Raw genomic sequence first — 11,579 nt, 5'->3', positions numbered from 1 at the left:
TTCCCCGGAGGCAGCGCCTACATCCCCAGGATGAGACGCGCGGAGAGTTACCACCGCGAGCCGATGCCCGAGCGGCACCCGACCCGCCAATCTCTACGACTATGAGTGACGAAGGCAACGAGCCAGCGGTCGTCCAGCTGACCGGCGTCCGCAAGGAGTACGGCGAGGCGATCGCCCTGGACGGGATCTCGCTGGAGATCCGCCCGGGGGAGGCGGTCGCGGTGATGGGCCCCTCGGGCAGCGGCAAGTCGACCCTGCTCAACGTCATCGCCGGGCTGGACCGGCCGACGTCCGGCTCGGTCGTGGTGCACGGCGACGACCTCGGGCGGCTGAACGAGAAGGGCCTGGCCCTCTTCCGCCGCCGGCGGATCGGGATGATCTTCCAGTTCTTCAACCTGATCGACGACCTGCCCGCCCTCGACAACGTGGCGCTCGCCGCCCAGCTCGCCGGCGTAGCCGCGCCGCACGCCCGCCGCCGCGCGCTGGAACTGCTGGACGAGCTCGGCATCGCGGCGCGGCGCAACACGTACCCGGCCCAGCTGAGCGGCGGCGAGCGGCAGCGGGTGGCGGTGGCCCGGGCGCTGATGAACCGGCCCGCCCTCTTGCTGGCCGACGAGCCCACGGGCGCGCTCGACAGCAAGGTCGGCGAGCAGGTGATGGACCTGCTGCTCGACCTCAACCAGATCGGTCAGACGTTGCTGATGGTCACCCACGACGAGCGGCTCGCCACCCGCTGCGCCAGCCGCGTGATCGAGATCGTCGACGGCAGGGTCGCCCGCGAACGCGCCCTGGAGCGGGCGTGAGCGCCGTCTGGCTGGCGGCCCGCGCGGCGGTACGCCGGCGCCGGCTTCAAACCGCCGTCGTGGGCATCGTCGTCCTGGTCTCCACCACGATGATCGTGGTCGCGCTCGGCCTGCTCGCCGTCTCGTCAGCCCCCTTCGACCAGGCGTACGCCCGGCAGCTCGGCGCGCACCTGGCCGCGACCTACGACCGGACCAAGGCGACCGACGCGCAGCTCACCTCCGGGGCCGGGTGGTCGGGGGTGACGGCCGCGGCGGGCCCGTTCGGCCAGGCGACGGTCGAGACCAACTCCGACCCCAGCGACGGCAGGCGCCGGCCGGGCATGCCGCTCACGATCGTGGGCCGCGGCGACCCCGACGGGTCGGTGGACCGTCTCAACGTGTGGCGGGGCCGCTGGGCGTCCGCGCCCGGCGAGGTCGTGGTCAACCAGAACCCGGTAGGTCCGGGCGTCTTCTTCCGCCTCGGTGAAAGGCTCACCACCCCGGACGGCACGACGCTGACGGTGGTCGGCCACGCGTACAGCATGAGCCGCTCGGCCGACGCCTGGGTCACGCCGGAGCAGATGACCGCGCTGGGCCCGACCTCGACCCAGATGCTGTACCGCTTCACTCACGCCGCGACCGCCGCCCAGATCCAGACCGGCGAGGCCGAGGTGTCGAAAGGGCTGCCGGCCGGTGCGCGGCTCGGCTCGACCTCGTACCTGGTCCTGCGGGACGAGGCGGCGCGCGAGGCGGCGACGTACGTGACGTTCCTGATCGCGTTCGGCCTGCTCGGCCTCGCGGTCGCGATCCTCATCGTGGCGAACGTGGTCAGCGGCGCGGTCGTCGCCGGCTTCCGGCACATCGGCGTGCTCAAGGCGCTCGGCTTCACACCGACCCAGGTGCTCGCCGTGTACCTGGTGATGGTCTCGGTCCCGGCGATCGTCGGCTGCGCGCTCGGCACGATCCTGGGCAACATGCTGGCCCGGCCGCTGCTCTCCCAGGCGTTCCGCAACCTGGGGAGCGAGGGCATCGGCGTGCCGATCTGGGTGAGCGTCGCGGCGCTGCTCGGCGTACCGCTGATGGTCGCCCTCTCCGCCTTCGTGCCGGCGATGCGTGCCCGCCGCCTGCCGGCGGCCGAAGCGATCAGCGCGGGCAGCGCCCCGCACACCGGTCGCGGCCTGCGGACGCAGCGCTGGCTCAGCGGCACGCGACTGCCCCGCGCGGTGAGCCTCGGCCTCGGCCTGCCCTTCGCCCGCCCGGCCCGCAGCGCGCTGACCATGGCCGCTGTGGTGCTCGGCGTGACGAGCGTCACGCTGGCGATCGGCCTCGCCGACTCGCTGACCCGGTACCAGCGGGAGGAGGCGCGCATGGGCGCGGTGCAGGTGGAGGTGTTTCCGGACGGCGGCCCGGAAGGCGGCTCCGCACAAGACGAGGCGCTGCTGCGCTCGATATCCGGCACCCGCTATGTGCTCGGCTCCTTCGACATGATGGTCAGACAGGTCGGCAACACCGACCAGACGATGCTGAAGCTCTACAAGGGAGACACCGCCGCGCTCGGCCAACAGGTCCTGGAGGGACGGTGGCCGTCGGCGGCCGGTGAGGTGGCCGTCGCCAAGCGTTTCCTTGTCCAGCGTGGACTGTCCATCGGCGACACCTTCACGATCGAGGCCGGCAAAGGCGCGACGCAGGTGCGGATCGTCGGCATGGTGCTGTACAACGAGACCGAGACGATCATCGCCGACTGGTCGACCGCGGCGACCGTGGCGCCGGACGCGTTCCCGGGCCACTACGAGATCCAGCTGACCGAGGGCACGGACACGCAGGCGTACATGGCGGCGGTGCGGCAGGCCGGCCTTGCCGCCGGCCCGCCCGAGGGCGCCGAGGAGTTCATCGTGATCGTGCTGCTCACCGTCACGTTGCTGACGCTGATGCTCGCGGTGGTGGCCGCGCTGGGCGTCTTCAACACGGCCGTGCTCAGCACCCGCGAGCGCCGGCGCGACCTGGGCATGCTCAAGTCGATCGGGATGACGCCGGGTCAGGTCACCGTGATGGTGGTGACCTCGATGGCCGCGCTCGGCGCGCTCGGCGGCCTGCTCGGCATCCCGATCGGGGTCGCCGTGCACCGGGTGGTGCTCCCGGCCATGGCGAACACCGCCCAGGTCGCCTTCCCCTCCGCCGTTCTCGACGTGTACCAGGCGCCGACGCTGGTGCTGCTGGCTCTGGCCGGCGTCGCGATCGCCGCGATCGGCGCGTTCATACCGGCCAGGTCGGCCGCCCGGGTCACGATCGCCCAGGTGCTGCACAACGAATGACGGGGGTGGCCGGGGGCCGTCGGGGCGACCCGGCGGCCCCCGCTGGCGGGTGCTCCGCGATTCGTCGATCATTGATCAATCCTCTCGGCCGGGTGCATGGTGGATGCCATGCGAGACGGGGAGGCTTTGCTCGGGCCGGAGGAGGAGTGGGCCTACCGGGTGCTGGTGCGCCTTGGCACGGCCCGCGCGGACCAGGTGGCGGAGCGCATGTCGCTCCGGCCCGACGACGGGCAGCGGCTGCTGAAAGGACTCAGCGACAAGGGGCTGGTGGCGGCCGACGGGGCCGACGTCTACCGCCCCCTGCCGCCCGAGCCCGCGCTCGGCACCGAGCTGCTACGCCGCCAGGAGTCGTTGGAGGAGTCGCGGCGGGCCCTGGCCGCGCTGAGCGAGGAGTACCTGACCAGCGCCCGCCGCCGGCACGCCGACCAGCTGGTGGAGATCGTGGTGGGCGCGGCGGCGCTGCGCGAGCGCATCCGCCGGCTCCAGGACTCGGCCAAGTCGGAGATGCTCTGGCTCTGCCGGGCCAACGCGGTAGCGATGGAGAGCGCCGAAAACACCGAGGAGTTCGACGCGCTCGACCGCGGCGTGCACTACCAGGTGATCTACGAGCGGGCGCTGCTGATGGAGCCGGGCATGCAGGCCAACGTCGCCGAGGGCATCCGCCGTGGCGAGGAGGCCCGCAGCCTACGCACGCTGCCGGTCCGGCTGGCGGTGGCGGACCGCACGACGGCGATCTGCCCGCTGGTCCGCGGCGACGAGGGCGACGTCGGCGAGCCGTCCGCCGCGGTCATCGGCCGCAGCCAGCTGCTCGACGCGCTGATCGCCCTCTTCGAGAGCCACTGGGACATCGCCACGCCGGTGCGGATCGACGGCGGCGTCCCGGACGAGGAGCCCGACCTGCCGGACGAGTCCGAACGCTTCGTGCTCTCGCTCCTCGTGGCCGGTGTGCCGGACAAGTCGATCGCCTCCCAGATGGGCGTCAGCCGCCGCACGGTGCAACGCCGCCTCGACCGCCTGATGGCACTGGCCGGCGTCGACACCCGCCCCGGCCTGGCCTTCCAAGCCGCCCGCCGCGGCTGGCTCTAGAGATCTTTCGGGGTCAGGGTCGCCGCTCGTCGTGGCGTTGCTTCGAGGCAGATTTGCCCGCGTCCGCGTCAGCTGCGGACCGTATGCTCCCGCGGGCACCGCTCCCGGCCGGCGGCTCGCAGCGCTCGCCGAAATCCCCGGCCGTCCACTGCCAGCTCCGCGAGACAAGCCCGAGCGGGTCGGCGCGGCCCCACTTGCACCATCCTGACGCAACGTAACCAGCCAACGACACCAGACTTCGAGATCTAGGAGATTTAGGGTTGAAATGGCGCCCCAACCCTCCTAGATCTCGAGCCTCGCGCCGCTCACACCCTCGTGGCGGTTACACACGGCGACGACAACCCCGTTGCTTTCCCGGATCGCCGATCCGGGAACAGACATTGTGGACAAACGTCGACCACCGCCTGGCGCGAGCCCTGCCACCCCGCCCCCTTTCCTCCCGGCCGGTTGCGCGCAGGGGCTGGGCGCGACCAGCGGCGGACGGGTGAGGCCGCGGGAGCAACGGTCTGGACCACGACGGGCATCGCGGTAGCCCAAATGTTCTCCCGTGTTGGGATTTACTTCAGGCCGTAGGCGCGGATCACGGTTTGGGTTACCGCGTTGCCGGCCGCGTCGCGGGCATGGACCCGCAGTGACACGCTGCCGTAGCCGGCGGGCAGGAGGGCGCGGTAGCCGTCGCCGTGGCGGATCACCGGGACGCTGCGCCACTTCGCGCCCTCGTCGAGTGACACCTCGACGCGCAGGGTGGTGCCGCGCGGTGGGCGTAGGCCCTCCTGGTGCCACAGGGTCAGCCCGAGCAGGTGCGGGTGCCGGCCGGAGACGTACCCGGTCAGGTCGGCCGGCACGCCGTACCCGATCTGGAGCAACGGGAGCGGCTCGGTGCGACCCGCCGCCGGGCGTCCGGAGCGAAACTCCCACGACGTCTCGGTGCGGGTGGCCCAGAGCCATTCCTCGCCGCCGCGTTCGGTCGTCAGGTCGAGCCGGTACGTGGCCGGCGCGGCGGTCGTGCCCACGTCGCGGCGGGCGTCGGGTAGCTCGGCCAGGAGCTTTCCGTCGCGCCACAGCTTGGCGCCCACCGGTTCGCCCTCGGCCACCTGGAAATGTCCGCGGGTCGCGTCGACGAACTCGGGCACCCAGAGGGCGAGCGTGTCGGCCGTACGGGCGGAGATCATGCCCGGTACGGCGGCGGGGCGCACGACCGGCGTGAACCACCCCTCCGTCAGCGTGCTGCGCGCCGCGTAGCTTCGCGGCACCTCGGTCATTCCTCCGCCGATCGGGTTCATGTCATCCCAGGTGTACTCGTGGTGCACGCGGTGCTGCCAGACGGAGTCACCCGCCGACACCCACTCCTCGCGCACCTTCGGCGTCTGTACGAACCGCTGCGTGTCGTTCCACGCGTACTCCTGCCAGGGCCGCCACCCGAACCGTTGCTCCTTCGCCCAACCGAAGCCGCCGTTGTCCGCGTACCGGGAGGAGATCCGTACGGTGTTGTCGCGGGTCACCCGGTGCACGATCCGATCCGGCACGCGTCCCCGCTCCACGTGGAAGACGTCGTACAGGTACGGGCTGGACGTGTCGAGCGTGAGGTCGATCGCCGGGCGCGCCTTGCCGCCCGCGGCCTTGAGGAGTTTCTGGCCGTCGTCGTTGGCGACCACGAGTGATGGGATCGGTTCCCGGTCGCCGACCGGCCGCCACACGGTCCAGGCCGGCATGTCCGGGGTACGCACGATGATGGCCACCGCGGCGCCGGCAGCGGCCGCGTCGGCGATCTGCTCCTGCTCCGAGCGGTCTTCCGCGCCGACGATCAACGCGGCGGCGCCGCGCACGTCACCCTTGCCGAAGGGCACGAGGCGGAACCTGCGGGTGCCCTCGTACGCGGGCGACTGGTGCAGCAGATTGATGTCGATGGGCCCGGATACCCCGGTCACCTTGACCTGAACCATGGGCGCCACGAGCTGCCAGCGCGACGAGAACTCGTACTGGCCGGCCGCCGGACGCCTGGTCGGCGTGACGTTGACCTGCTGGATCGTGCTGAAGTGCATGACGCCGTGCGCGGTGGAGCGCCCGTTGGCGTGCACCCGTCGTTCGTAGTAGCTGAGGATCGCCTGCTGCTCGGCCGGCTTCGGCGTCTCGATCCGGATCGGCGTGCCGGTGCGGGCGTCCAGCAGGATCTCCACGTCGCCGGTGACGCGCAGCTCCGGGTTGGTGATGAACGTGGCCTGCTCGTCGAGGGGCGCCCCGTCCTCGACGAGGGCGTTCATGACGTACGTGCCCTCGTACACCTCGATGGTCTTGCTCTCGTCCCACGGCATGATGTAGCCGGTCTGGTCCTTGCGGCGCTCGTCGCCGTAGAGCAGGATCACCGGCACCGAAACCTTCGCGCCCTGGCGGTCGACCGCCCGAAACGTGATCCGGTGGATGGGCAGGTCGAGCGTCGCACCGACCGCGGTGCGCACCAGCACCCCGCCCGCCGCGGTCGCGGTCACGTAACCGGTATGGCGGCCACGGGTCAGCTTCGCCGTGTCCAGCCGGAGCGTCACCGCCGCCGACTGTCCAGGTTGGACGGTGACCTGGTCGGCCGAGAGCGAGAACGCGGGCAGGTCGAGCGCGAGGTCGAGGGTCACCGCCGCCGAGGTCGTGTTGGTGTACACGAGCTCCTGCTCGCGCGTGCCGGTGGCCGGCTCGGTGTGTGTGCCGAGGCTCGCGGTCGCCGTGCCGTACACGCCCTGGCCGACCGCGCGGGCCACGTCGACCCGGCCGGCGCCCTGCGCGTCGACGGCGATGGCGGGGTTGCCCTTGGCGGTGCTCACCAGCGCGTCCTTGAGCTGCGCCGCCGTCCACTCTGGACGGGCCTGGGCGAGCAGCGCGGCCGCGCCGGCGACGTGCGGCGTGGCCATCGAGGTGCCCGACGCGGCGGTGTACCGGTCGTCGACCGGCGCGCCCATGCCCGTGCCGGCCGCCCGGGCCGCGACGATCCCCACGCCCGGCGCCGTGATCTCGGGCTTGACCGCCTCGTCGCCCAGGCGCGGGCCGCGGCTGGAGAAGTCGGCGAGGCTCTCGTCCCGGGCCACCGCGCCCACTGACAGCGCGGCCGTGGCGGCGGCCGGTGTGCCCACGTCCGCGTCCTTGCCGGTGTTGCCGGCGGCGACCACGAAGAGCGTGCCGTGCTCGGCGGTGAGCCGGTTGACCGCTTCGCTCAGCGGGTCGGTGCCGTCGGTCGCCTCGCCGCCGAGGCTGAGGTTGACCACCTCGGCGCCCTGTGCGACCGCCCATTCCATGCCGGCGATGATCCAGGAGTCGTAGCCGTCGCCCGCGTCGTTGAGCACCTTGCCGGCGATCAGGTCCGCGCCGGGCGCCACGCCTTTGCGGCTACCGCCGGAGGCCGCGCCGGTGCCGGCGATCGTGGCCGCGACGTGGGTGCCGTGCCCGAAGTGGTCGGCCGCGTCGGCGGCGTCGGTGAAGTTTTCCCGCGCCACCACCTTGCCGGCCAGGTCCGGATGTGCCGCGTCGACCCCGGTGTCGAGCACCGCCACGTCGACGCCGCTGCCGTCGTACCCGGCCTGCCAGGCGGCCGGCGCGCCGATCTGCGCGACGCTCCGGTCGAGGCTGGCGCGCACCCGGCCGTCCAGCCAGATGCCGGTGATGCCCTCACCACGGAGCGCGGCGGTGGGTGTGGCCGTGAACGACCGCCACAGCTCTCCGAGGGTGTCCTTCTCGGCGGCGACGGCCGCCCCACCCACGCTCGGCAGCGGGCGTACCGACGCCGTGCCGGCCAGCGCGCCGACCGCGGGCGCCCGCCCGCCGGCGTAGCGCACGATCAGCGGGAGCCGGCCGGCCGACGCGTCCGCGTACCCGCCGGCGACGAGCTCCTCCACATCGAAGAGGTCGGCGTCGAGCACGCCCGACGAGACGTACGGCACCGCGTCGCTGGGCAGCAACCGCAGCCCGCCGTCCGCCTCGACGGTGTGGAAGGTGATCCGCTCGCGCCCCGGACCTGGCCGCACCGACGCCGCGTACCGGCCGTCACCGGCGGGCGCGATGTCCACCACGTCGCCGGTGATGAGCGTGATCCGGGACGCCCCCGTTGCGGCGGTGACTGTGTGTCCCGCCGGCGTCCCGCCCCTGTCCGCCGCCGCCGGCGTGGTCAGCGCCACCGCGACCAGGACCCCCGCCACCGCGGCACGCGCGATACGAACCATGGCGTGAGTCTGTGGTCGCGCTCCCGCGACGGTCACTACCTGTCGCGCGCGCAAAGGCGACATGTCGCCAGATGGACATGTCGCGCCCCCTCCCTTGGTGATCAAAGGTCCTCTCCAGCAGTTCGAACTGCTGGAGAGGACCTTTGATCACCAAGCGGCTCAGCCCTTGCCGCGCAGCACGGACCGCCGGTGGTTCAGCTCCTCCGCGTCGATCTCGCCACGCGCGAACCGCTCGGCCAGCGTGCGCTCGGCGGCCGTGCGCGCCGCGCGTCGCGGGGAGAAGCGGTAGATCAGGTAGCCCGCGGCGGAGAGCACGGCCACCCAGAACACGATGGGCACGATGATCCACCAGCCGGGGCCGCCGCCGTCCCAGCCGTTGCCGTCCCAGCCGGGACCCGGGTGGGCGTACGCCGTGTAGCTCGTCAGCTCTGCCAACATCACGATCTCCTTTGGTTACTCGCCCTATGCCAGAAATCGTGTCCCAGGCCGCCGCCCGCGGCGTCGGCTCCACGACGGCATCCGGGGTACGTACGGTGACGTACGAGCCCCTTACGGGTGCCGGATCCGGCGGGTGCGCGCGATCGCGCCGAGGCCGAGGACGAGCAGCACGATGCCCCAGCGCACGGTGGTGATCCGGTCGTCCTTGGGCGGTTCCACGACGGCCAGCGGCTTGCGGGTCGCGTTCGCCACAGCCGCCGGTGTGGGTGACGGGGGCGGCGTGGTGACCGGCGGTGTGGTGACGGGCGGGGTCGTCGCCGGCGGCACCGGTCGCGGTGGCGTCGGCGGCACGGCGGGCGGTGGAACCGCGGCCGGCGGGCGCGGACGCGCGGGTGGCGGCGTGGTCGGTTTCGGTGAGGGTGGCGGCGGGCGTGGACACCAGGCCGCGTCGGAGCCGAGCAGACCGGACCCGCGGGCGAGCTTCGCGGCCGTGCCGTCCAGCCCGATCCGCCACAGTGTGCTGGCGTGGTTGTTGTCGGTGGCGTACAGGTGTGTGCCGCCGTCGTCGAACGCGACCGCACCGAAGAAGCCGTCTCCCGGCAGGTCCGGCACCGGCTTCTCGGTCACCGCGCCGGTGGCCGGGTCGACGCGGACCAGCCGGCTCGGGCCGCGGCCCTGCGTGGAGACCGCGTACAGGCCGCCGTCGCCGGGCCGGGCGTCCCAGTCGCCGAAACTGGGCAGGCGCGGCAGGTCGAGGCGGCGTACCACCGTGCGAAACGTGGGACTCCCCGGGCGTACGTCCACCGCGACGAGATGACCGTCGAGATGCAGGAGCAGCCGGCCGTCGACGACGGTGCCGGAGTACGCCCCGGCCACCGAAGCACCCCGTACCGGCCCCAGATCACGGGTTTCACCCTCCGGGGTGATGGTGACGACGTGCCCGCCGTCCCCGATCGGGTGACCCTCGTGGCGGGTGGCCACGCCGGCGAAGAGCCCTTGCCCGGCGTCGTACCCGATCGCGTTGACCGTGTACGCAAGGCCTGTGGACCGCCGCGTGTCACCGGTATCTGGGTCGATGGAGTCCAGCGTGGACGAACGGTGTTTGCGCACCGTGCGCACCTGGTAGAGCCCACCGGTGCACTGGTTCGACGACGCCTCCACTGTGGACACAGGGCGGGTGGCGGCGGCCGGTGCGGCAAGTGCGAGACCGCCGCCGGTGGCGAGCAGCGCGACCATCCGTAAGGCGACATGCCGGTTTCGCACAGATGACACCCCATCTACCCTGGTAAGCCCGGACGAAGTGGATGCATCCTAAATGGAACCTCGATGAATACCTACCTAGTCGGCACGCTCTGGTTGGTGGGCGTATCCGCCGCCGCTCTCGCCGTTGTCGCGCTGCTGCGCCGCTGGCGGCGTGACTCGAAACCGCTCGTCGACATCAACGTGCTGAGCGCGGTCTTCTCGCTCGCCGGCATGCTCTTCGCGATCGTCGCCGCGTTCGTGTTCATCGACGTGTGGAGCGGTGCCGACGAGGCCCGCGACGCCACGTACGCGGAGGCGGAGGCGGCGCAGCTCGTGGCCTGGTCGGTCAACGGGATGCCGGAGCCGGACCGTGCCGAGATGACCAGGCTCACCCGTGACTACCTGCGCGAGGTGGTCGACCGGGAGTGGCCGCGGCTCGCCGAGGCGAGCGCCGAGGAGCACCCCCGCGGCTGGCAGCTGGTGCAGGACATGCACGACCTCGCCAGCCGCAACGGCGAGGAGGCCGAAGACGCGCCGGCCGCCGTGGAGTCGCTGTTACAGGCCCGCCAGGAGCGGCTCGCCCTGGCCGAGTCGCGGATCGGCGACGCGACCTGGTTCGCCTTGCTGGCCGGAGCGGTGCTGGCCGGGCTGCCGATGTTCTTCTTCCCGTTCGACCGGGCGCTGCCACAGCTCGCCCTCACCGCCACGGTGGCCAGCATGATCACGTTGCTGCTCTTCACGATCCAGCAGATCGAGCGCCCGTTCGCGCAGGGGCGCGTGCCCTCCACAGCGTACGAGGAGACGCTGACCCGGATCACTCCGCCGTGACGATCCGCTGGCTCGACTCGCGTACGACGAGCTCGGGCTCGAAGACGACCTGTTGGTGCTGGTGGGTTTCGGGCTGGTTGGCCTCGTCGAGCAGGAGACCGGCGGCGGTCTGTCCGAGGCGTTGGCGTGGTTGGCGGACGGAGGAGAGGGGCACGGCCGCGGCGGCGGCGAAGTCGATGTCGTCGTAGCCGACCAGGGCGATGTCGTCGGGTACCCGGATTTGTTGGCGGGTGAGTACCTGGAGGACGCCGAGGGCGAGCAGGTCGTTGGCGCAGAAGACGGCGGTGGCCCGGGAGTTCTTGGGCTGGCCGAGGATGCGGGCCGCGGCGTCGCGTCCGGCGGCGACGGTGAGGGCGGGTGTGTCGTACCGGCGCAGGTGCTCGTCTTCGTCGAGTCCCGCGTCTTTGAGGGCTTGCAGCGCTCCGTCGTAGCGGTCGCGGACCTGCTCGAGGCGGTGTGGCCCGCCGACGAAGGCGATCCGGCGGTGGCCGCTCTCCACCAGGTGTCGCATCGCCAGCTCGCCACCGAGCCGGTCGTCCACCGACACCGAGCACAGATCCTTCTCGGTGGAGCGGCGGTCGAGGAGCACGACCCGCACGCCGCGGTCGCGGAGCTGGTGGAGGCGTTGGCTGGCGTCGTCGATGGGGGTGATGAGGACGCCTTGGACGCGTTGTTCTTCGAGGAGGTCGAGG

General features: G+C 72.2%; 8 protein-coding genes. 4 read left to right on the top strand and 4 right to left on the bottom strand.

The features are described 5' to 3' along the window. Positions 1-101: 101 nt before the first annotated feature. The 3 genes from AC5L36_RS42140 to AC5L36_RS42130 all read left to right on the top strand — a co-directional run bounded on the left by AC5L36_RS42140 (position 102) and on the right by AC5L36_RS42130 (position 4,180). Positions 102-803: an ABC transporter ATP-binding protein gene (locus tag AC5L36_RS42140; protein ID WP_441219921.1), complete on the top strand. Its 702-nt coding sequence runs from the start codon at positions 102-104 to the stop codon at positions 801-803. Continuing rightward, positions 800-3,094: an ABC transporter permease gene (locus AC5L36_RS42135; RefSeq protein ID WP_441219920.1), complete on the top strand. Its 2,295-nt coding sequence runs from the start codon at positions 800-802 to the stop codon at positions 3,092-3,094. The genes AC5L36_RS42140 and AC5L36_RS42135 overlap by 4 nt, the downstream gene beginning before the upstream one ends. A gap of 108 nt (positions 3,095-3,202) precedes the next feature. Beyond that, complete coding sequence (locus tag AC5L36_RS42130; protein ID WP_441219919.1) at positions 3,203-4,180, top strand: helix-turn-helix domain-containing protein; 978 nt, start codon at positions 3,203-3,205, stop codon at positions 4,178-4,180. 557 nt (positions 4,181-4,737) lie between these two features. Here the strand turns inward: AC5L36_RS42130 and AC5L36_RS42125 are convergent. The 3 genes from AC5L36_RS42125 to AC5L36_RS42115 all read right to left on the bottom strand — a co-directional run bounded on the left by AC5L36_RS42125 (position 4,738) and on the right by AC5L36_RS42115 (position 10,080). Then, positions 4,738-8,379, bottom strand: a complete 3,642-nt coding sequence (locus AC5L36_RS42125; RefSeq protein ID WP_441219918.1) for a S8 family serine peptidase — start codon at positions 8,377-8,379, stop codon at positions 4,738-4,740. A gap of 159 nt (positions 8,380-8,538) precedes the next feature. Beyond that, positions 8,539-8,817: an SHOCT domain-containing protein gene (locus AC5L36_RS42120; protein ID WP_441219917.1), complete on the bottom strand. Its 279-nt coding sequence runs from the start codon at positions 8,815-8,817 to the stop codon at positions 8,539-8,541. Positions 8,818-8,928: 111 nt separating this feature from the next. After that, positions 8,929-10,080, bottom strand: a complete 1,152-nt coding sequence (locus AC5L36_RS42115) for a DUF6923 family protein (protein ID WP_441219916.1) — start codon at positions 10,078-10,080, stop codon at positions 8,929-8,931. Between the two features lie 63 nt (positions 10,081-10,143). Between AC5L36_RS42115 and AC5L36_RS42110 the strand changes: the two genes are divergently transcribed. Further along, on the top strand, positions 10,144-10,887 hold the full coding sequence (locus tag AC5L36_RS42110) for a bestrophin-like domain (protein ID WP_441219915.1): 744 nt from the start codon (positions 10,144-10,146) through the stop codon (positions 10,885-10,887). Here AC5L36_RS42110 and AC5L36_RS42105 read toward each other — a convergent pair. After that, positions 10,874-11,579 (bottom strand): substrate-binding domain-containing protein (locus AC5L36_RS42105; protein WP_494909734.1); only part of this gene is annotated, 706 nt, incomplete at its 5' end. The two genes, AC5L36_RS42110 and AC5L36_RS42105, sit on opposite strands and share 14 nt — an antisense overlap.

This window comes from Phytohabitans sp. LZ39 (genome assembly GCF_059359075.1).
This window is presented reverse-complemented; position numbering and strand designations above follow the sequence as displayed.

Excerpts from the sequence above, each read along its gene's own strand:
- AC5L36_RS42110 (WP_441219915.1), top strand. The coding sequence starts at position 10,144 with ATGAATACCTACCTAGTCGGCACGCTCTGGTTGGTGGGCGTATCCGCC.
- AC5L36_RS42130 (WP_441219919.1), top strand. The coding sequence starts at position 3,203 with ATGCGAGACGGGGAGGCTTTGCTCGGGCCGGAGGAGGAGTGGGCCTAC.
- AC5L36_RS42140 (WP_441219921.1), top strand. The coding sequence starts at position 102 with ATGAGTGACGAAGGCAACGAGCCAGCGGTCGTCCAGCTGACCGGCGTC.
- AC5L36_RS42120 (WP_441219917.1), bottom strand. The coding sequence starts at position 8,817 with ATGTTGGCAGAGCTGACGAGCTACACGGCGTACGCCCACCCGGGTCCC.
- AC5L36_RS42125 (WP_441219918.1), bottom strand. The coding sequence starts at position 8,379 with ATGGTTCGTATCGCGCGTGCCGCGGTGGCGGGGGTCCTGGTCGCGGTG.